Genomic DNA, 18359 nt, shown 5'->3' with positions numbered 1-18359 from the left:
GCGTGCGAGTGTGGTGGAATTGGTATACACAGCAGACTTAAAATCTGTCGGCGTGAGCCTTGCGGGTTCGAGTCCCGCCACTCGCACCAAACTTCGTTGAAAAGGCGCCCTTGCGGCGCCTTTTTGCTGCCTGACGGCAATGTCTTGCGCAGCTGCTAAAGTGGAGCTTGTACCCGTCCACTGGAACGCCGCCATGCGCTACTCCCTGTTCGATGGTCAACGCGACATCATTATCCTGATCGCCCGCATACTGCTGATGATCCTGTTCGTCTTGTCTGGCTGGGCCAAGCTGACCGGCTTCGAAGGCACGGTAGGCTACATGACCTCGCTCGGCGCCCCTGCCCCGATGCTGGCAGCAGGGATTGCTGTCATCATGGAGTTCGTCGTCGCAATCCTGTTGATCCTCGGTTTCTACACGCGGCCACTGGCGTTCCTGTTCGCGCTGTTCGTACTGGGCACGGCGCTGCTTGGCCACCCGTTCTGGAACATGGTCGACCCCGAGCGCAGCACCAACATGACCCAGTTTCTGAAAAACCTCAGCATCATGGGCGGCCTGCTGCTACTGGCGGTAAGCGGGCCCGGACGGTTCTCGGTGGACGGTCGCTGAGTCAGTCGTCGCAGTCGTCGAACCAGGCTGGGTGATCGCGCTCTTCATCATCGAGATCATCCAGCGTTTCCTCGTCTTCCTCCACTTCATCCTCGGCGCCCTGGGCATCTGCCTCGGGCTCCACGTCGTCGTAGAGAAATTCGTGGTCGAGCAGGTGATCGTGCTCGGGCTCGTGCAGGTCGTCTTCGTCGCGCATGCTGGCTCCTGGGATAATGGCAGGCCTGTATAGGCTGATCAGGGTGCCGGGTCAATGCATTGTCGCTTAATCCTGGGTTAACCGGCACGGCGCAGCCTGCAGGCTCTCCCTTCAAACGTCTTTTGCCCGCCCTTTATGGCGGGCTTTTTTATGGTTTTCACGAAATGCCGACATCCGGATGGGCACACTGACCCTGCTCCGTACGTTCTTGCAGCCCGCCGCATCATTGCCGCGGGCTTTTCTTTTTTCCGCACATGCCAGTCAGGCCTAAGCAGGCATTTTATGGGCGCGTCCACCACGACCATGACCTGAAGCAGTTTTGCCTGGCCAGGCAAGGTCTATGCTGTCCCGGCGATAACCCAAGCTCACATCGGATATACACGGAGGCTCTTATGAAAGCTGCTGTCGTTGCACCTGGCCGTCGCGTGGACGTGGTAGAGAAAACCCTGCGCCCTCTCGAACACGGCGAAGCGCTGCTGAAGATGCAGTGCTGCGGGGTGTGCCATACCGACCTGCACGTGAAAAATGGCGACTTTGGTGACAAGACCGGTGTAGTACTGGGCCACGAAGGTATTGGTGTCGTCCAGGAAGTTGGCCCGGGCGTCACCTCGCTCAAGCCAGGCGACCGTGCCAGCGTTGCCTGGTTCTATCAGGGCTGCGGACACTGCGAATATTGCAACAGCGGCAACGAAACCCTGTGCCGCGCCGTGAAGAATTCCGGCTACACCGTGGACGGCGGCATGGCCGAGGCCTGCATCGTCAAGGCCGACTACTCGGTTAAAGTACCCGACGGCCTCGACTCCGCTGCCGCCAGCAGCATCACCTGCGCTGGCGTCACGACCTACAAGGCAGTGAAGATCTCCAACGTTCGCGCCGGCCAATGGATCGCCATCTACGGGCTCGGCGGTCTGGGCAACCTGGCCCTGCAATATGCCAAGAACGTGTTCAACGCCAAAGTCATCGCCATCGACGTCAACGAAGAGCAACTGCGCTTCGCCAGCGAGATGGGCGCGGATCTGGTCGTCAACCCGCTCAACGAAGACGCCGCGAAGGTCATCCAGGCCAAGACCGGTGGCGCACATGCTGCCGTCGTGACTGCCGTGGCCAAAGGCGCGTTCAACTCGGCCGTCGATGCCTTGCGCGCTGGCGGGCGACTGGTGGCCGTCGGGCTTCCGTCGGAGTCCATGGACCTGAATATTCCCCGCCTGGTGCTTGATGGGATCGAAGTAGTGGGCTCGCTGGTAGGTACACGCCAGGACCTGCAGGAAGCCTTCCAGTTCGCCGCTGAAGGCAAAGTGGTGCCCAAGGTGACGCTGCGACCGATCGAGGATATCAACCAGATCTTTGACGAGATGCTCGAGGGCAAGATCAAAGGCCGGATGGTGATACAGTTCGAAGGCTGACAGGCCGACCCAGATTATTTGAAACCATCGCAAAGCCCGTAGATGACCACCTACGGGCTTTTGCCTTCTCAATAGTCAAGGAACAGACCATGACCGTCGACTGGCACGCTGGGCCGATTACCCGTACGACTCCACTGGACAAGCATTACCGTAACACGCAGAAGGTTCGTCAGTTTCTGCTCAGCGAGTGCGGGGCGGCATTCAAGTTCGACCGTGGATTCATGCTTTGGATCAAAAGTGGCACCCCATCAACCATGGGTGACGTCGCGGATGAATGGCTACGGAGGTATGGGTGACACTTTGCATCTGACGGCTGGAGGCAGCCTTTGGCTGCAGCCGTTGCTTTCAACATCTTGTCCAACGATTCAACCATGCTGGAATAATCCATTTCCTCACTCCCTCGCTGGTGAAATTGGCTTGCGTTCAACCATAGACTACGAACATTTCAATATTTGATCAGCAAACCTGGAAATATCACTCATCCTTCATGCTAAAGACCGACGCCCGCGAGGTGAGGTTCAAGAAAAGTGCTCAGCCTGCAATGGCGAGCCTGTGCATATTGAGGAGCTAGGTATGTCCATTCGAAGCTTGGCGAAGCACCTGCCGCCGGACCCTTCGCGGGAAGGCTGGGTAATCGGATGGGGGGTCCTGAGAGACCGACATCCATGGCATTTCGTCGACGTTTATGCTGACCAGAAAACGGCCATGGCAGAGGCGGAGCGCAGAGGAGATGGCTACGTGGTGGAATTCGGCTCGCACCGCTTGGGGACGCATGAGTTTATCTGCGGTGTAACCTTACCTGAAGGCTGATGCTCGATCGAAAAGGGTCATGGACAGGACGTCAAGGAATCATCTGCCCATTGGCAATTGCACTGGCTTCAAGCTTCGCACGCTCCGCGTCCAGAAAAACATAAGCGGCTTGTAGCGTGGTGATCTTCGTTTGAATCTCGGCCATCTTGGCGGCGACCAAGGCGGCGCCTTGCGCGCAGTCGATCGTGTTACCCCGCCTGGCCGCAAGGATGCCCCCGATCTCAGCAAGTGAAAAGCCCCCGCTCTGGGCGCTCTGTATGAAGGCCAAGTCAACAACGGTCTGTTCACTGTAACTGCGGTAGTTGTTGGCTTGTCGGTGTGGCTCGATAAGCCCGAGCTGTTCGTAATAGCGCAATGCATGGCGGCTGAGCCCACTCCGGCGCTCCAACTCTCCAATATTCACGTTAAAAATCCTTGACTGTAGAGCAGGCTCTACACCTTAGCCTGCGCCCATCATCCAAACAAGGATTCAAACATGAGTGTGGAATGCTTTGTCACCGGCGGCAGCGGCTTTGTGGGGCAACACTTGCTGGCCGGTCTTACTGCGCAAGGACACAAGACCTGGGTGCTGATGCGCAGCCCCGGCAACATCGAGCGCCTCAAGGAGCAGGTAGGCCAACTGGGGGGTAACCCTGAGTATATCCATGCCGTTGAAGGCGATATCAGCCAGGAGGGGCTTGGCCTCAGCAAATCAGACAAAGAATGCGTCACTTCGGCCGCTGTATTTTTCCATCTCGCGGCGGAATTTTCCTGGGGGCTGACACCGGAACGCGCCCGCACAGTCAATGTCCAAGGTGCTTTGAGAGTGGCCAGGCTTGCGGCCGACCAGCGCATCCGATTGCTCATGGTAGGCGGCTTCATGCTGCAAAACCTCAACCACCTTGCCAGTATCGGGGTTGATATTCAGTGCCCTGAAAACACAAACTGGCCCGCGGTCTACGCCCGTGTAGGCGGCTACGAAGGCAGCAAACTCGAGTCCCATTTTGCAGTCATCCGCTATATGCAAGACGCGGATGCGGATTACACGATTGTTCACCCTGCTACGGTGTGCGGCCACAGCGAGAACGGGCATATCCTGGACGGACAACCGCTTGCCGAACTCATTCGCAATCTGGCACAAGGCCGGTTCAAAGCTGTTCCCGGTTCCGCCAGTCACTGGTTGCCATTGGTCAGCGTCGATTATCTGGTGAACATGATAACTTGCGTGGCGTTCGACCCCTCCATGGCCAACCGGCAAGTTCTGGCGCTGTATGAGCGAACACCGAACTTGCAGGGAATGCTTTTGCAGATCGCAGACACGCTAAAGGTCAAGGCCCCCCGCCGCCATGTACCCATAGGGTTGCTCAGGTCGATATTGACGATTCCAGGACTGGCGACCCGCTTGGCGATCAGCGCCGAGTCCTTGAACTTTATTCAGACGCAGCGCTTCGACATGGGAAACAGCAGGCAATTGGAGCGCAAGTACGCGTTTACCCATCCCGACATGACGCAGGCCTTGGAAAACACGGTGCGCTATGTCAGCGACTACTTGATGAAAAAGTCCAAAAGAGAAGGCGCTGGCCAGCGAGGATAACGGGCCAGGCCGATGAAGCCTTCCCTGCCGGCTTGCTGGAAGTCTGGAGACGCAGGGGTTTCATGCACTGCGTCTTCGCTGATGACAGTAAGTCACCGCTCGACCTCCGGCGCTGCGCGCCTGGCCGCTATTTCGAGGCAGCCAGAACGCCTACGGCAGGCGCACCTTCAGTGGCGACACGTCGGGCCCGACCAACGCCCCACGCCAACGCCCTGGTCATCGACTCGCCAGGGCGAGAATCGAAGGTCTCTTCATGGATAGCCATGCCGCCTGGGGCGTACACCCCGATGAACATCTGCGTGTTGCCTGTCCGCGACAGCCGCGTCTGGACATCAATGTATGTCCCATCGTCGAGTGTCTCGTCGTGAGTTCGGTGATGAAGCGTCGGGTCAGCCCAGGCCCAGAAAACATCACCGCGTATTCTCATGAGGCGCTCCTACGACTTTAGTTGTAGTCAGGTGGTTTATTGCCACCATAGCGAACGTGCAGTTTTACGCAAATTCGTCTGACTCATCTGTGAGCTGAATCGGACAATCGGCTATTCAGCAGCCCCGCCAGAGACTCAGCGCTTGTCGTGAAGCTCCGGCGGCCATGCGCTCAAGAACCACATGATCCCTGGCGTCAATACATAGATCCAGTGCTGGCCAGGGTAGATGAAGATGCCGACAGCCCAGATGGCGAGTAAGATTCCGCCCGCTCGCCTACGCCGCCTCGGCGTGAACCATTCCTGAAACGCCTTGTGCCCCTCCCGCAGTTTCATTACCACCCTCCCTGTTTGGTAAGCGGCGAAGCATATCACCGCTAATTCAACGATAACGCGTCCCCGGCAAAGGCGGCGCCTGCACGCAAGAACCACGAAGTGACCGAACAACAACACGACGAGCGCAAGCCGGACCGGGTCATCCGCCAACATCTACGGGTTCAAGCAGCTGCGCTCAGTGTTTGACTAGACATAATGGCCCCCAGCACGCCGGCCCTGATCACGCAGTACTGCGACTCAAGGTTGGCTAAGAGGTTTCGGAACTCCATGCCAAAAGTTACCGAGCTCTTGGTTTTTTCGACCCATAAAGAAAAACCCCGCAGACGTTAATCTGCGGGGCTTTCGAATGGTGGAGGCCGAGGTCGGAATCGAACCGGCGTAGACGGATTTGCAATCCGGAGCATAACCACTTTGCTACTCGGCCTCAAAGGTCGGATCTAGCTGCTTGCGCTTTGCTATCTCCTTGAAACGCTGAACCTTTTTCGAAGTTTGCTGCGTTTCGATGGGCGCCATTATGTCTTCATTCTTTTAACCTTGCAACCCCCTGAACGAAAAAAAATTTCAACAGGTTCAAGGTGTTAGCGCAGGCGGCTGAGTTTGCTCCACAAGCCCAGCACCGTGTTCTCCACTGTACCGCTGGCGGCCATGCCAATACGCTCCTGCAGGCTCTTGCGTTGGGCATAGTGCAGGTGGAACAGGTTGGCGTTGCGTGCGCGTTCGCTCAGGTACTCGTCACTGGTCTGCAGCTCGTCCACCAGCTTGCGATTGAGCGCCGCCACGCCCAGCCAGACTTCGCCAGTGGCGACTTCGTCGATGTGCAGTTGCGGACGATAGCGGGAGACGAAATCCTTGAACAACTGGTGAGTGATGTCCAGGTCCTCCTGGAACTTCTCCCGGCCCTTCTCGGTGTTTTCGCCAAAGACGGTCAGGGTGCGCTTGTATTCACCAGCAGTCAGCACTTCGAAGTCGATGTCGTGCTTTTTCAGCAGGCGGTTGACGTTGGGCAACTGCGCCACCACGCCAATAGACCCCAGTACGGCGAATGGGGCACTGACGATCTTCTCGCCGATGCAGGCCATCATGTAGCCGCCACTGGCAGCCACCTTGTCGATGCACACGGTCAACGGGATGCCCGCCTGACGAATACGCGCCAGTTGCGATGCAGCCAAGCCGTAACTGTGCACCAGGCCACCGCCGCTTTCCAGGCGCAGTACCACTTCGTCACGCGCGGTGGCGAGCGTCAGCAGTGCGGTGATTTCGTTGCGCAGGCTTTCGGTGGCCGAGGCTTTGATGTCGCCATCGAAATCCAGCACGAATACCCGGCTCTTGTCCTCGGCCTCGGCCTTGCCCTTCTTCTGCTGCTTTTCTGCCTTCGCCTGCCGCTTGCGCAGTGCTTTGAGCTGGGCCTTGTCGAGCAGGCCGGACTCCAGGCGCTCACGCAGGTCCTTGTAAAAATCGTTCAGGCGGGTGACCTGTAATTGCCCGCCCGATTTGCGCCGACCTTTGCCACGCAGCCCGGCGATGGCAGACAGCACCACCAGGATGGCGATGACCAGGGTGGCGGTTTTGGCGAGAAAGCTTGCGTATTCGGCAAGAAACTCCACGTTGACTCCTTAAATGCCTGCGCCACTACGGCGCGTCACTGTTGCAAGCATACCGTTGCGCCTGTAGAGCTGCCAGCCGGTGTAAACGCTGGCAACATCTTTCAAACAACCTTTTCAAACGCTTGTATGTTTTTTCGTTGACAGCCCGTGTGCCGCATCCTAACCTCGCAGCAACCTCCAACAGGCCGGAACCTTCCGTGGGCAATCTCTACCTGATTCGACATGGCCAAGCCTCCTTCGGTGCCGATGACTACGACGTCCTCTCGCCCGTGGGCGTGCGCCAGAGCCAGGCCTTGGGTGAACACCTGGCCCAGTTGGGCGTGCGGCTGGACCGCTGCGTGGCTGGCGACCTGCGCCGCCAGCAGGATACCGCTCGGCTGGCGCTGCAGGCGCTGCACGCCAACGGCTGCCCGGTGCCGGCGGTTGAGACCGACGCCGCATTCAATGAGTTCGATGCCGACGGTGTGATCCGTGCCCTATTGCCCGACCTGCTGCCGGAAGAGCCCGATGCCCTGCATGTGCTGCGCAATGCCGCACAGCACCGCAGCGAGTTTCAGCGTCTGTTCGCGTTGATGGTGCAGCGCTGGCACGATGGCGAGCATGCCGATAATGGCCTGGAAACCTGGCATTCGTTTACGTCACGCGTACAAGGGGGCCTGCAACGCGTGCTGGACAGCGCCGGCAGCGGCGATCATGTTGCTATCTTCACCTCGGGTGGCACCATTGCCGCCCTGCTCCACCTGGTTACCGGTATTACCCCCAGCCAGGCGTTCGCGCTGAACTGGCAGATCATCAACACGTCGCTCAGCCAGCTGAAGTTTCGCGGCCGCGACGTGGCACTGACTTCCTTCAACAGCCAGGCCCATGTGCAGCTGTTGAGGGCGCCGGAGCTTGTCACCTACCGATAAGCCCGGCTTGTTGTGTCCCTGCGGGGACGTGTAAATCACTCTATAAGGAATGCGCCATGACCTCCGTAGCTGATGCCGTCAAAAAGATGCAAGAGAAATTCAACCCATCCGCTGCCGCCGGCCTGGACCTGGTGTTCGGCTTCAACATCACCGACGAAGACAAGCACTACGCGCTGATCGTCAAGGACGGCACCTGCGACCTGCAGGAAGGCGAAAACCCGGATGCCAACTGCACCCTGGTGATGGACGCCGAAACGCTGAAGGGTATCGTCAGCGGCGAAACCGACGGCATGCAGGCCTTCATGGGCGGCAAGCTGCGGGTTGAGGGCGACATGATGCTGTCGATGAAACTCAGCGAACTGTTCCCGTCCTGAGGGCTGGGAGTACCGGATGATCAAAAAACCGAAGCCTGCCAGGCTTCGGTTTTTTTTGGCCTGCATTCGGTGCAGTGATCCACCAGCAACACCCTCACCTATATGGCATATGGCACGATTGTTCCAACCTCGGCGGACCATTAGATTACCCAATAGTACTTGCTATCGAGAATAAGGAAGACGCATGACGCTCACCGACCAGTCCACCCAGGTACGCCCCGGCGAAGAACTCGACGCGGCCGTCATCGACCCTTACTTCAAAGCCAATATCCCCGGCCTGCACGGCCTGCCGAGCATCAGCCAGTTCCCTGGCGGCGCCTCCAACCTCACTTATCTGGTCAGCTACCCGGACCGCGAGTTCGTGCTGCGCCGACCTCCCTTCGGTCAAAAGGCCAAGTCGGCCCACGACATGGGTCGTGAGTTCCGCATCCTCAACCAGCTCAACAGTGGCTTCCCCTATTGCCCCAAGGCCTACGCACACTGCACCGACACCCGCCTGATCGGCGGCGAATTCTATGTGATGGAACGGGTCAAGGGCATCATCCTGCGCTCGGACATCCCGGCCGAACTGAACCTGGACGCCAGCCGGACCGAAGCCCTGTGCAAAAGCTTCATCGACCGCCTGGTCGAGCTGCACCAAGTGGACTACACCGCCTGCGGCCTGGCCGACCTGGGCAAGCCGGAGGGCTACGTGCAGCGCCAGATCGAGGGCTGGACCAGCCGTTATGAAAAAGCCCTGACACCGGATGCACCACGCTGGGAAAAAGTAACCGCCTGGCTGCACGACAAAATGCCCGCCAACCACCCGCGCCCAGGCATCGTGCACAACGACTACCGTTTCGACAACGTGATCCTGGATGCTGACAACCCCATGCGCATCATCGGTGTGCTGGACTGGGAGATGGCCACCCTGGGCGACCCACTCATGGACCTGGGCAACTGCCTGGCCTACTGGATCGAAGCCGGCGACCCGGCGCCAGTGCAACTGATGCGCCGCCAGCCAAGCAACGCGCCGGGCATGCTCAGCCGCCGCCAGTTCGTCGATTACTACGCCGAGCGCTCCGGCATCCGCCTGGACAACTTCGATTACTACTATTGCTATGGCCTGTTCCGCCTGGCAGGGATCGTTCAGCAAATCTACTACCGCTACTACCACGGCCAGACCCAGGACAAGCGTTTCGCCCAGTTCATTCACATGAACCGTTTGCTGGAACAAATGACCTTGCAGGTCATCGCCAAGTCCAGCTTCTGAGCACTGCCCACGACGACGGATAACAAGGAAAACAGCATGTCCAAGACCCACCTGTTCGACCTCGACGGCAAGATTGCCTTTGTTTCCGGCGCCAGCCGAGGCATCGGCGAGGCCATCGCCCACTTGCTCGCGCAGCAAGGGGCCCATGTGATTGTTTCCAGCCGCAAGCTTGAAGGGTGCCAGCAGGTGGCCGACGCCATCATTGCCGCCGGCGGCAAGGCCACGGCTGTGGCCTGCCACATTGGTGAGCTGGAACAGATTCAGCAGGTGTTCGCCGGCATTCGCGAACAGTTCGGGCGACTGGACGTGCTGGTCAACAATGCAGCCACCAACCCGCAATTCTGTAATGTGCTGGACACTGACCCAGGGGCGTTCCAGAAGACCGTGGACGTGAACATCCGTGGTTACTTCTTCATGTCGGTGGAGGCTGGCAAGCTGATGCGCGAGAACGGCGGCGGCAGCATCATCAACGTGGCGTCGATCAACGGTGTTTCGCCCGGGCTGTTCCAAGGCATCTATTCGGTGACCAAGGCGGCGGTCATCAACATGACCAAGGTGTTCGCCAAGGAGTGTGCGCCGTTCGGTATTCGCTGCAACGCGCTACTGCCGGGGCTGACCGACACCAAGTTCGCTTCGGCACTGGTGAAGAACGAAGCCATCCTCAATGCCGCCTTGCAGCAGATCCCGCTCAAGCGCGTGGCCGACCCCAAGGAAATGGCGGGCGCGGTGCTGTACCTGGCCAGCGATGCCTCCAGTTACACCACCGGCACCACGCTCAATGTCGACGGTGGTTTCCTGTCCTGATCAGGCTTTGACGGCGACCAAGGTGTAACTCAGGGGAAGGCGCGCCGGTTGCTCGCGCAGGCGATATTCACCGTCTTCGCCCTTGACCATCTGCCCCGGCAGCGCCTCCCAGGGGATGCTCTGGTGCTCGACCAGCGCAGTCAACTGCAGGCCGTGGGCCAGCAAGGCAGTGATCACTTCGCCCAGGCCGTGGTTCCATTCGTGGGTTTCGGTGTGGGCCAGGCGCTGATCGGTTTCGACGTAGGTCTGGTCGGTGTGCCACACCGTCGGCGATTCGTGCTCGAAGTACGGATATTCGAGCTGCAGGCGATCCTGATGGTCTTCGTTGACGGCCATCAGCATCGGGTGCCCGTCGCGCAGGAACAGCCGCCCGCCCGGTTTAAGCAGTGCCGCGACGGTGCGCGCCCACGGCTCGATGCGAGGCAACCAGCAGAGCGCGCCAATACCGGTGTAGACCAGGTCGAAAGTACCCGCCGGCAGTACCTTGTCGGCGGCATAGACGTCAGCCTCGACATACGAGATGGGCTGCGCGCAACGCTCGGCCAAAGCCCGTGCCTCGGCTAGCGAGGCCTTGGAATAATCCAGGCCGCAAACCTTGGCGCCAAGGCGCGCCAGCGAGAGGGTGTCGGTGCCGATGTGGCACTGCAAATGGACCGTCTCAAGCCCGTCGATGTCGCCGAGCAGTGGCAGGTCGAAGCGTACGGTTTCGGACAAGTGCCCGTGTTGCTGGACCAGGCGTTCGACTTCGTAGTCCTTCGAAGCGGCGTGCAACGGGGCACGTTCATCCCAGCTGATGCGGTTGAGTTGCAGTGAGCGGTCCATGGAGTCGTCCTTGTGTGGAAGCGCCTTATGCTAGCCGTCACCGCGCCCCCTGCAACACAACTGTCTTGATAAAAAGTGTAAAGCCCGCGCGCCCTCTGCTGTGGCAACAAATGCCTTGCTCACTACCCTGAATACGCGGGCCCTTGCAGGAGTGGTGATAAAGCCAGCACAAGCGCCAGCCGTTACAGGCAGGTTGCAGCTGCCGCCCGGCGCTGCAGGGCCACGCCGTCGTTGCTCTTCGCGTAGTAATCCACACGCGCCCCGCCCGACTGCGGATACACGTCCACGAACGCTTCGGCCTCACGGGTATACACGGTGAACCCGCCCTGCTTGCGCGGTTCCATGTAGCCACTGGCGTCGTCACCGAACACCTGCTCTTCCTGCCAACTGAACTGGATGCACTGGGCAACCAGCGCGGGTGCCTTGTGCGAGTCGAACTGCGCAGTCGGCTTGCCGCCACGCGCGGTTTCCATGGTCGCAGAAGCGCAACCGGCCAGCATCAGCACCGCAGCCAACGGCAGAATCGCACGCATGTTCCATCCTCGGGGTCGCGAAAAAGAAGGCGACTCTAGCACTGGCAGGCATCCCGAGTGAATTGCCAGGCACTTGCCGCTGTCGCAGATAAGACATGCCGTCACAAGGAACGCATCATGAAACTGCACTATCTGCTACTCGCCGCCCTGCCTTGCCTGCCTCTGAGCGTCAGCGCCGCCCCCTCCAGCGAAGAGAGAATCACCGCCCCCGAAACCCACAACCGCGAACTGAACGTCGGCGACAAGGCTCCGGACCAGTACAAACGCGATGACCAGGCCATCAAGGACTGGAAAGCCAAGGGCCTGCCCGAGCCGGAAAAGGAAAGCCACTGGGTGCGCATGGGCAAGCACTACGTGCTGGTGCAGATCACCAATGGCGTGGTGCTGGCGATTCAACCGGCATCCTGATTCTGCACACCCTGACCAAGGCGACCCATTGCAGAGCACTTCGCCGCCGGCCAGGTACGCTCAGAGCGCGTTGATACGCTTGGACCGATCGATGCCGGTCAGCGCCACAGCCCGTTGTTGCAGGCGGGCGCCTTGGCGCTGATCGCGTGAAGCACAATTTTTTTGCCCGTCCGGGAAACCAAATCGATCGACCCACAGTCTTAGAAGGTGCCCCGTAAACCTATGCGGATCAAGGACCTATATCGTGCTCACGCGTCTTGCAAGCCTTTCTCTGGTTGCTGTTGTCCTGCTGACCGCAGGCTGCCATAGCCATCGCTACCATGATGACGACGGCTGGCGTGACCGCGACCGTGACCATCGCCACCACCATCGCCATGACCGCGACGACGATGATCGGCAATACCGCGGTGACCGCTACTACCGCTGAAGCGTCCTTTCAGCCCTGACCTGCCGCCCGTTGCGCGGCGACTTATCCTGATGATTCCTTTGAGGTTCGTATCATGCGTCTGACTCTGCCTTCCCTTGCCCTCGGCCTGCTGCTGTGCCAGGGCGCTTTCGCCGGTGACGGTACTGCCGCCATTGGCGGCGGTCTGGGGGGTGTCCTGGGCAACGTTGTTGGCCAACAGCTCGGCGGCAAGACCGGCGCAGCCATCGGTGCCGGCGTTGGCGGCGCAGCCGGCAGCGCGGTCGGTGCACGCAAGGGCAACCGTACCGAAGCCGCCATCGGCGGTGGCTTGGGCTCGGCCGGTGGCTCGCTGCTGGGCGGCGCAGTAGGCGGCAAGACCGGTTCGACCGTGGGTGCCGGCCTGGGCGGCGCGGCCGGTGGAGCCCTCGGCAACCATCTGGGCGACGACAACCGCGGCAGCAAGAAGCACCGCCGCCACCGTCACTGAGCCCGTGACCGAAGGGCCGCATAGCGGCCCTTTTTGTTGCAGCACATCAACACCCCCTTCACTGCAAGCTGGCACACTGACTGCTACTGTCTATCGTGCCCCCGTGTGAAGGAACACCCCCTCCCCATGAACCATGAGTTGCTCTGGGTCCTCGGCCTGCTGGCCCTCGTGATTACCCTGTTCGTCATCAACCGCCCACGCATGGACGTGGTTGCGCTGTTGGTGATTCTCGCCCTGCCACTACTCGGCATCCTTACCGTAGAACAGGCCCTGGCCGGATTCAGTGACCCCAACGTGGTGCTGATCGCCGCCCTGTTCGTGATTGGCGAAGGCTTGGTGCGCACCGGCATTGCCTATCGCATCGGCGAATGGATGAGCGAGCGGGCCGGCAATAGCGAAGCACGCCTGCTGGTACTGCTGATGGTGGCGGTGGCCGGGCTGGGATCGATAATGAGCTCCACCGGCGTGGTGGCCATTTTCATCCCGGTGGTGCTGAGCATCGCTGCGCGCATGCAGCTCTCACCCAGCCGCCTGATGATGCCACTGGCTTTTGCCGGCCTCATCAGTGGCATGCTCAGCCTGGTCGCCACACCGCCCAACGTGGTGGTGCACAGCGAGCTGGTCCGCCATGGCGAAGCGGGGTTCAGTTTTTTCAGCTTTACCCCGTTCGGCCTGGTGGTGCTGGTGCTGGGCATTGGCTACATGCTGCTGACCCGGCACTGGCTCAACGGTGAAGTGCGCAAGGATGGCCGGGTGGAAAGCCGCCGCACCTTGCTGGACCTGGTACTGGACTACAAGCTCAGCGGCCGTGAACGACGCCTGCGCATTCGCCCTCACTCGCCGCTGATCGGCCACAACCTCGGCGAACTGGAACTGCGCACCAGACACGGCGCCAACGTGATCGGCATCGAGCGCCAGCACAAGTTCACCACCCGCGTGATCGCTGCCGACTCGGGCACCGTGCTGCATCAGGGCGACGTGCTGCTGCTCGACCTGTTCGCCAAGCATGACGACCTGCGCAGCCTGTGCCAAACCATGCAACTGGAGCCGTTGCACTTCAAGGCCGCCTACTTCATCGACCAGTCCCAGGATTTGGGAATGGCGGAGGTCTCGCTGCCGCCAGGCTCGCAACTGATCGGCAAGAGTATCCTCGAACTGGCGTTTCGCACCCGCTATGGCCTCAATGTGGTCGGCCTGCGCCGCGATCAGGCAGCTATCGAAGCGCAACTGCTGGAAGAAAAGCTGCGCCTGGGTGACACCCTGCTGGTGGTCGGCCCGTGGAAGGCGGTGCGCCAGTTGCAAAGCAAGCCCAAAGACTTCCTGGTATTGAGCCTGCCCGCCGAGATCGACCTGGTCGCACCAGCCCGCACCCGCGCGCCGCAAGCAGTACTCAGCCTGGCAGTGATGGTCGGGCTAATGGTCAGCGGCGTCGTACCCAATGTCATTGCCGCGCTGATCGGCTGCCTGCTGATGGGCGCAGGCCGCTGCATCGACATGAACAGTGCCTACCGCGCCATCCACTGGCAAAGCCTGGTGCTGATCGTGGGCATGTTGCCCTTCGCCCAGGCGCTGCAGAAAACCGGCGGTATCGACCTGGCGGTGGGTGGGCTGGTGAACGTGCTGGGGGGGGCCGGCCCCAGTGCCATTCTTGCCTGCCTGTTCGCCGTCACCGCAGTGATCGGGCTGTTCATTTCCAACACCGCCACCGCAGTACTGATGGCACCGGTGGCTGTCAGCACTGCAGCGCAGCTGGGCATGTCGCCCTACCCGTTCGCCATGACCGTAGCGCTGGCCGCGTCGGCGGCATTCATGACGCCGGTGTCATCGCCGGTCAACACGCTGGTGCTTGGGCCCGGGCAATACCGCTTCGCTGACTTCGTCAAGATTGGCGTACCGTTCACCGTGTTGGTGATGCTGGTTACCGTCGTGATGGTGCCGTGGTTCTTTGGACTGTGAGGAAGGCGGCCAGGAGTAGAGGCAATTTGACATTATCGCAACCAATCGCGGCAGATTGACATCAACCACCCTGACCCAACACACTGCGGGTAATTGCCCCAGGTGCTCCATCGCGTTGTCCTGGATTTCGTTTCCGCTTGCCGGTCGAGTTCATGGTTTTTCCAGCCCAATCGCGCGTGTTGCCTTATATCGTTGTACTTGGCGTGACCTTTGCCCTCACCCTGGGCGGCATCCTGGCACGCCCGATCGAATCGCTGTCGCTGTTTTGGCCAGTGAATGCGGTACTGGCCGGCATACTCCTGCGCTATCCCCGTCAAGCCACGTTTACCGGCTTTAGCCTGGTGTGGCTGGCCATGGTCGGCGCCGACCTGCTGTGTGGCAGTGCCTGGGTGCCGGCGCTGTGGTTCAACCTGTGCAATCTTGGTGTGGTGGTCACCCTCTGGCAACTGCTGTCGCGCTTGCCACGCATGCACCGGCGCATGCGCAGCCCGCACGGCGTACTCCGCGTGTTCGCCGCCTGCGCCGCCGCTGCCGTGGTAGCGGCCAGCATGGCAGCGGCAATGGCCGCACCGTGGTTCCAACAGTCGTTGCGCGCCACCTGGCTAGCCTGGTTCAGCGAACAGTTCTCGACCGGCGTGCTGGTGCTGCCAGTGCTGCTTACAGCGCCCTCGGTGCGGGCCTTGATGCGCGGCGGCGCGCAGCCCATCCGCCTGGCGCCATTGCTGGTGCTGCTGGCCTCACTGGCATTCAGCATCGCCTTTGGTGGCCCGGGTGCCATTGCTTTCCCGATTGCCGCGTTACTGTGGTGTGCCTGGACCTACTCACCGTTCCTGGTGTCACTGCTGACACTCACGGCCGGCAGCACGCTGATCGTGGCCGTGGCGCAAAACCTCATGCACTTCAGCGTGCCGCAGAGCGAGCCTGGGGTTACCACGCTGATGTCTGCGCGCCTAGGCATCGCCATGCTGGTGCTCGGGCCGTTGGTGGTGGCCTGCGTCAGCCAGGCCAACCGTAGCCTCATGGCCCGCCTGGCGCACCAGGCCACCGTCGATCACCTCACCGGCGTGCTTACCCGCAGCGCCTTCACACGCCGCGCAAACGCGCTGCTGGAGAGCCGTCAACAGCACGCCCAGGCGCTGCCTCTGACCCTGATGATGCTGGACATCGACCACTTCAAGTCGATCAACGATGCCCACGGACATGCAGTCGGTGACCAGGTGCTGCGCCAATTCGCCAGCACTCTGCAGGACCAGTTGCACAACGACGAACTGTTAGCACGCCTGGGCGGCGAAGAATTCGTTGTCATGCTGCCGGGACTTGCGCCAGAACGGGCCACCTTCATCGCCGAACGCCTGCGCCGCGCCATACAGGACCTGCACGTGGTGCAGGCCGACCAGCGCCTGCAGATTACCGTGAGTATCGGTGTGGCAGGCTGCGACGCAGACATGCCGGCCCCCAGCCTGGATGAACTGCTGGCGAGTGCCGACCAGGCTCTGTACCGGGCCAAGGCTCGGGGCCGCAACCGCGTCGAGCAGGCCGAAGCACAGCGCCTGGTGATCTGAACTAGCCGATCAGCAGGTCCCACGACAGCTTGGCGATCAGCACACACAACAGCACCAGGAACAGCCCGCGGACAAAACCGGCCCCCTTGCGTACCGCCAGCCAGGTACCGGTCAGCGCGCCGAGAATGTTACACACTGCCATGGGCAAGGCGATGGCGTACAGCACGTTGCCGGTCGGCACGAAGAACACCAGCGCCGCCAGGTTGGTGGCAATGTTCACCACCTTGGCCGAAGCCGAAGCGTGCAGAAAGTCCAGGGCAAAGAAGCGGATGAACAGGAAGATCAGAAAGCTACCGGTGCCGGGGCCGAACAGGCCATCGTAGAAGCCGATAGCGCCGCCGATCAGCACTGCCAGGCATTGCTCCTTGCGGCCGATCTGCGCAGGTTTGTGCAAGGTGCCGAAGTCCTTCTTGCAGAAGGTGTAGATAGCCATCAGCACGATCAGCACCAGCACTGCCGGGCGCATGACACTGGGAGGTACCAGCGACACCGTGGCGGCCCCCGCGAACGACATGACAAAGGCACTGAGTGCCGCCGGTACGATCAACCCCCAATCCAGCGTCACTTTACGGATGAACGAGCGGGCCGCGAAGGCCGTGCCGAACACGGACGCCAGCTTGTTGCTGCCGAGCAATGCCGCTGGTTGCGCGGTGGGCAACACGTTGAACAAGGCCGGGATCTGGATCAGCCCGCCACCACCCACCGCGGCGTCGATCAACCCAGCGGCGAAGGCGAACACAGAAAGCACAGCAATATCCATCATGACGCGGTTCCAGGCAGTGAAGACGCCTGCAAGGCTAATCAAAGTGGCGCGCTTGTGTTGAAATGCCATATTGCAATAACTGCAACAAGGAGCAGGCAATGGCATTGGACATGCTGCGGGAAATCCAGGCGTTCGTCAGCGTCGCACACAAGCGCAGCTTCGTTGCTGCCGCCCGCGCGCTGGGGCGTTCACCCAGTACAGTTACACGTGCTGTACAAACCCTGGAAGACAATACGGGAAGCAAACTACTCAACCGCAACGCCAACGCCGTCACCCTGACCGAGGCCGGCGAGCGCTTGCTGCCGCATGCCGAACGCTTGCTGGATGTGCAACGCGATGCCGCCGACGAACTGGCCGCGCTCAGCGGCAGCGCCCAAGGCTGGATTCGCTTTGCCGCGCCGCAACTGCTGGGAGAGCATGTGCTACCGCAAGTGCTTGCCGAGTTTTCCCGCCGCTACCCCCAAGTGACGCTGGACGTCCAGTACAGCGACGAAGCCCTTGACCCGCTGCAAGGTAAATTCGACTTCGTGGTGCGCGGTGCATTCCCGCAATCGAGCGAACTGATCGGCTACCCGCTTTGGCCCTACCAGCGCCACCTGTATGCCAGCCCGGCCTATCTGGCCCTGGCTGGCACACCGCAACACCCGGAAGACCTGAATGGACACACCTTGATCCTGCATGCCGCGCCACGCATCCTCAAGGCCTGGCACTTCTGCCACGATGGCCAGATCACCAGCCTGCGCCCCAGGCCCAGGCTCCGCCTGGGCTCAGGAAGCACTGTCTACCACAGCACCCTGGCCGGCGCCGGCATTGCCCGCCTCGCCGCCTGGGTCGGCGAAGCACAGGTCAAGGTCGGCCGCCTGGTCCGGGTGTGTCCGCAGTACCGCCTGACGTCCAGCAGCGGCCAGGACCCACAGATGCATGCTGTATACCCTGCCGGCGAGTTGCCGGCGCGGGTACGTGACTTGCTGGTAGCCCTACGCCAAGCCGACTCGCCCCTCTGAAACAGACCATGAAACGACTGTTCAATTTCTGCTCAATTTAACAGAGCCCGCCGCGGATCTGGCTTGCAGCACTTTATCCACAGACCTACCCACGTTTTTTGTGGACAGATTTCCCAGCGTAAAGAAC

Annotated in this window: 23 protein-coding genes and 2 tRNA genes; 16 read left to right on the top strand and 9 right to left on the bottom strand. The window is 60.8% G+C overall.

Annotated features, from left to right (window positions below; translation table 11 throughout):
* The first annotated feature begins 4 nt into the window (after positions 1-4).
* Both ACYCCG_RS12095 and ACYCCG_RS12090 read left to right on the top strand, forming a co-directional pair.
* Positions 5-89, top strand: a tRNA-Leu gene (locus tag ACYCCG_RS12095).
* Between the two features lie 104 nt (positions 90-193).
* A complete protein-coding gene (locus ACYCCG_RS12090) occupies positions 194-607 on the top strand; it encodes a DoxX family protein (protein ID WP_209966984.1) in 414 nt (137 codons plus the stop codon).
* Position 608: 1 nt separating this feature from the next.
* Here the strand turns inward: ACYCCG_RS12090 and ACYCCG_RS12085 are convergent, their stop codons facing one another.
* On the bottom strand, positions 609-803 hold the full coding sequence (locus tag ACYCCG_RS12085) for a hypothetical protein (RefSeq protein ID WP_003250932.1): 195 nt from the start codon (positions 801-803) through the stop codon (positions 609-611).
* A gap of 392 nt (positions 804-1195) precedes the next feature.
* On the opposite strand from ACYCCG_RS12085, the gene adhP reads away from it, so the two are divergent.
* The 3 genes from adhP to ACYCCG_RS12070 all read left to right on the top strand — a co-directional run bounded on the left by adhP (position 1196) and on the right by ACYCCG_RS12070 (position 3016).
* The gene (adhP, locus tag ACYCCG_RS12080) at positions 1196-2206 is read left to right on the top strand and encodes an alcohol dehydrogenase AdhP (protein ID WP_459670530.1); all 1011 of its coding nucleotides are present in this window, start codon (positions 1196-1198) and stop codon (positions 2204-2206) included.
* Between the two features lie 89 nt (positions 2207-2295).
* Positions 2296-2502 (top strand): DUF6434 domain-containing protein, encoded by a 207-nt coding sequence (locus ACYCCG_RS12075; RefSeq protein WP_019438758.1) that lies wholly within the window; start codon positions 2296-2298, stop codon positions 2500-2502.
* A 277-nt stretch (positions 2503-2779) separates the two neighbouring features.
* A complete protein-coding gene (locus ACYCCG_RS12070; RefSeq protein WP_245355039.1) occupies positions 2780-3016 on the top strand; it encodes a hypothetical protein in 237 nt (78 codons plus the stop codon).
* Between the two features lie 31 nt (positions 3017-3047).
* Here the strand turns inward: ACYCCG_RS12070 and ACYCCG_RS12065 are convergent, their stop codons facing one another.
* Positions 3048-3419: a MerR family transcriptional regulator gene (locus tag ACYCCG_RS12065; protein ID WP_209966988.1), complete on the bottom strand. Its 372-nt coding sequence runs from the start codon at positions 3417-3419 to the stop codon at positions 3048-3050.
* Between the two features lie 72 nt (positions 3420-3491).
* On the opposite strand from ACYCCG_RS12065, the gene ACYCCG_RS12060 reads away from it, so the two are divergent.
* Entirely contained in the window at positions 3492-4589 is a 1098-nt protein-coding gene (locus ACYCCG_RS12060; RefSeq protein ID WP_209966990.1) for an SDR family oxidoreductase, read from the top strand.
* A 127-nt stretch (positions 4590-4716) separates the two neighbouring features.
* Here ACYCCG_RS12060 and ACYCCG_RS12055 read toward each other — a convergent pair whose 3' ends face one another.
* From ACYCCG_RS12055 to sohB, 4 genes are all read right to left on the bottom strand, one after another.
* Positions 4717-5016, bottom strand: coding sequence for a hypothetical protein (locus ACYCCG_RS12055; protein WP_210023739.1), 300 nt, complete (start codon positions 5014-5016; stop codon positions 4717-4719).
* Between the two features lie 135 nt (positions 5017-5151).
* Positions 5152-5349, bottom strand: a complete 198-nt coding sequence (locus tag ACYCCG_RS12050) for a hypothetical protein (RefSeq protein ID WP_176682367.1) — start codon at positions 5347-5349, stop codon at positions 5152-5154.
* Between the two features lie 350 nt (positions 5350-5699).
* A tRNA-Cys gene (locus ACYCCG_RS12045) sits at positions 5700-5773 on the bottom strand.
* Positions 5774-5927: 154 nt separating this feature from the next.
* Complete coding sequence (gene sohB, locus ACYCCG_RS12040; RefSeq protein ID WP_339443011.1) at positions 5928-6953, bottom strand: protease SohB; 1026 nt, start codon at positions 6951-6953, stop codon at positions 5928-5930.
* A gap of 197 nt (positions 6954-7150) precedes the next feature.
* Here sohB and ACYCCG_RS12035 point away from each other — a divergent pair, with 197 nt between their 5' ends.
* The 4 genes from ACYCCG_RS12035 (at position 7151) to ACYCCG_RS12020 (ending at position 10291) form a co-directional block, all read left to right on the top strand.
* A complete protein-coding gene (locus ACYCCG_RS12035; RefSeq protein ID WP_176682325.1) occupies positions 7151-7861 on the top strand; it encodes a histidine phosphatase family protein in 711 nt (236 codons plus the stop codon).
* A 56-nt stretch (positions 7862-7917) separates the two neighbouring features.
* Entirely contained in the window at positions 7918-8235 is a 318-nt protein-coding gene (locus ACYCCG_RS12030; protein ID WP_003251077.1) for an SCP2 sterol-binding domain-containing protein, read from the top strand.
* 184 nt (positions 8236-8419) lie between these two features.
* Positions 8420-9487 (top strand): phosphotransferase family protein, encoded by a 1068-nt coding sequence (locus ACYCCG_RS12025; protein WP_459670525.1) that lies wholly within the window; start codon positions 8420-8422, stop codon positions 9485-9487.
* Between the two features lie 36 nt (positions 9488-9523).
* Positions 9524-10291, top strand: a complete 768-nt coding sequence (locus ACYCCG_RS12020; protein ID WP_021782185.1) for an SDR family oxidoreductase — start codon at positions 9524-9526, stop codon at positions 10289-10291.
* Here the strand turns inward: ACYCCG_RS12020 and ACYCCG_RS12015 are convergent, their stop codons facing one another.
* Complete coding sequence (locus ACYCCG_RS12015) at positions 10292-11113, bottom strand: class I SAM-dependent methyltransferase (protein WP_176682323.1); 822 nt, start codon at positions 11111-11113, stop codon at positions 10292-10294.
* A 182-nt stretch (positions 11114-11295) separates the two neighbouring features.
* Positions 11296-11646 (bottom strand): hypothetical protein, encoded by a 351-nt coding sequence (locus tag ACYCCG_RS12010; protein ID WP_176682322.1) that lies wholly within the window; start codon positions 11644-11646, stop codon positions 11296-11298.
* Between the two features lie 117 nt (positions 11647-11763).
* Between ACYCCG_RS12010 and ACYCCG_RS12005 the strand changes: the two genes are divergently transcribed.
* From ACYCCG_RS12005 to ACYCCG_RS11985, 5 genes are all read left to right on the top strand, one after another.
* Complete coding sequence (locus ACYCCG_RS12005) at positions 11764-12054, top strand: RcnB family protein (protein WP_459670522.1); 291 nt, start codon at positions 11764-11766, stop codon at positions 12052-12054.
* 244 nt (positions 12055-12298) lie between these two features.
* The gene (locus tag ACYCCG_RS12000; RefSeq protein ID WP_176682320.1) at positions 12299-12481 is read left to right on the top strand and encodes a hypothetical protein; all 183 of its coding nucleotides are present in this window, start codon (positions 12299-12301) and stop codon (positions 12479-12481) included.
* 73 nt (positions 12482-12554) lie between these two features.
* Positions 12555-12947 (top strand): glycine zipper domain-containing protein, encoded by a 393-nt coding sequence (locus ACYCCG_RS11995; protein ID WP_016498896.1) that lies wholly within the window; start codon positions 12555-12557, stop codon positions 12945-12947.
* Positions 12948-13073: 126 nt separating this feature from the next.
* Positions 13074-14903, top strand: coding sequence for an SLC13 family permease (locus tag ACYCCG_RS11990; RefSeq protein ID WP_339443016.1), 1830 nt, complete (start codon positions 13074-13076; stop codon positions 14901-14903).
* A 137-nt stretch (positions 14904-15040) separates the two neighbouring features.
* Positions 15041-16465 carry a GGDEF domain-containing protein gene (locus ACYCCG_RS11985; protein WP_339443017.1) on the top strand — a complete coding sequence of 475 codons (1425 nt, stop codon included), beginning with the start codon at positions 15041-15043 and terminating at the stop codon, positions 16463-16465.
* A gap of 1 nt (position 16466) precedes the next feature.
* On the opposite strand, the gene ACYCCG_RS11980 is transcribed toward ACYCCG_RS11985, so the two are convergent.
* Complete coding sequence (locus ACYCCG_RS11980; protein ID WP_176682317.1) at positions 16467-17228, bottom strand: sulfite exporter TauE/SafE family protein; 762 nt, start codon at positions 17226-17228, stop codon at positions 16467-16469.
* A 98-nt stretch (positions 17229-17326) separates the two neighbouring features.
* On the opposite strand from ACYCCG_RS11980, the gene ACYCCG_RS11975 reads away from it, so the two are divergent.
* Entirely contained in the window at positions 17327-18232 is a 906-nt protein-coding gene (locus ACYCCG_RS11975; protein ID WP_459670519.1) for a LysR family transcriptional regulator, read from the top strand.
* Positions 18233-18359: the final 127 nt, after the last annotated feature.

The sequence above is a fragment of the Pseudomonas sp. VEM90 genome (genome assembly GCF_054611535.1).
This window is presented reverse-complemented; position numbering and strand designations above follow the sequence as displayed.

Bases quoted from the DNA above. Each gene is read 5' to 3' on its own strand.
- ACYCCG_RS12090 (WP_209966984.1), top strand. From the start codon at position 194: ATGCGCTACTCCCTGTTCGATGGTCAACGCGACATCATTATCCTGATC.
- ACYCCG_RS11990 (WP_339443016.1), top strand. From the start codon at position 13,074: ATGAACCATGAGTTGCTCTGGGTCCTCGGCCTGCTGGCCCTCGTGATT.
- ACYCCG_RS12085 (WP_003250932.1), bottom strand. From the start codon at position 803: ATGCGCGACGAAGACGACCTGCACGAGCCCGAGCACGATCACCTGCTC.
- ACYCCG_RS11980 (WP_176682317.1), bottom strand. From the start codon at position 17,228: ATGATGGATATTGCTGTGCTTTCTGTGTTCGCCTTCGCCGCTGGGTTG.
- ACYCCG_RS12070 (WP_245355039.1), top strand. From the start codon at position 2,780: ATGTCCATTCGAAGCTTGGCGAAGCACCTGCCGCCGGACCCTTCGCGG.
- ACYCCG_RS12060 (WP_209966990.1), top strand. From the start codon at position 3,492: ATGAGTGTGGAATGCTTTGTCACCGGCGGCAGCGGCTTTGTGGGGCAA.
- ACYCCG_RS12075 (WP_019438758.1), top strand. From the start codon at position 2,296: ATGACCGTCGACTGGCACGCTGGGCCGATTACCCGTACGACTCCACTG.
- ACYCCG_RS12010 (WP_176682322.1), bottom strand. From the start codon at position 11,646: ATGCGTGCGATTCTGCCGTTGGCTGCGGTGCTGATGCTGGCCGGTTGC.
- ACYCCG_RS12030 (WP_003251077.1), top strand. From the start codon at position 7,918: ATGACCTCCGTAGCTGATGCCGTCAAAAAGATGCAAGAGAAATTCAAC.
- ACYCCG_RS12025 (WP_459670525.1), top strand. From the start codon at position 8,420: ATGACGCTCACCGACCAGTCCACCCAGGTACGCCCCGGCGAAGAACTC.
- ACYCCG_RS12020 (WP_021782185.1), top strand. From the start codon at position 9,524: ATGTCCAAGACCCACCTGTTCGACCTCGACGGCAAGATTGCCTTTGTT.
- ACYCCG_RS11995 (WP_016498896.1), top strand. From the start codon at position 12,555: ATGCGTCTGACTCTGCCTTCCCTTGCCCTCGGCCTGCTGCTGTGCCAG.
- adhP (WP_459670530.1), top strand. From the start codon at position 1,196: ATGAAAGCTGCTGTCGTTGCACCTGGCCGTCGCGTGGACGTGGTAGAG.
- ACYCCG_RS12050 (WP_176682367.1), bottom strand. From the start codon at position 5,349: ATGAAACTGCGGGAGGGGCACAAGGCGTTTCAGGAATGGTTCACGCCG.
- ACYCCG_RS12015 (WP_176682323.1), bottom strand. From the start codon at position 11,113: ATGGACCGCTCACTGCAACTCAACCGCATCAGCTGGGATGAACGTGCC.
- ACYCCG_RS12055 (WP_210023739.1), bottom strand. From the start codon at position 5,016: ATGAGAATACGCGGTGATGTTTTCTGGGCCTGGGCTGACCCGACGCTT.
- ACYCCG_RS12005 (WP_459670522.1), top strand. From the start codon at position 11,764: ATGAAACTGCACTATCTGCTACTCGCCGCCCTGCCTTGCCTGCCTCTG.
- ACYCCG_RS11975 (WP_459670519.1), top strand. From the start codon at position 17,327: ATGGCATTGGACATGCTGCGGGAAATCCAGGCGTTCGTCAGCGTCGCA.